The 255-nt window shown below is 60.4% G+C and carries 1 protein-coding gene; it reads right to left on the bottom strand.

Annotated elements, in window-relative coordinates; translation table 11 throughout:
- Positions 1-255 (bottom strand): PAS domain-containing protein (locus MRBLMR1_RS08635; protein ID WP_500064110.1); only part of this gene is annotated, 255 nt, incomplete at both ends.

Below are 255 nucleotides of genomic sequence, written 5' to 3' on the forward strand. Positions count from 1 at the left end.
AGAACGTGCTGCCGTCCTTGCGGTAGTTCAGAATGTCGACAGCCACATCCCGCCCTGCCGCGATGCTGTCGCGGATCTTGGCGACGGTCTCCCGGTCCGTCTCAGGCCCCTGCAGAAAGCGACAGTTCCGGCCGATGATCTCCTCGTCGCTGTAACCGGTCAGCTTTCTGAATGCCTCGTTGCAAAAGATGATGGGATTATCGGCTTGGCTGGGATCCGTGACGATCATCGGCATGCGCGTGGCCTTGAACGCCG

The sequence above is a fragment of the Neorhizobium sp. LMR1-1-1.1 genome (assembly GCF_040675795.1).
In the GTDB taxonomy this organism is placed as follows: Bacteria; Pseudomonadota; Alphaproteobacteria; order Rhizobiales; family Rhizobiaceae; genus Neorhizobium; species Neorhizobium cellulosilyticum.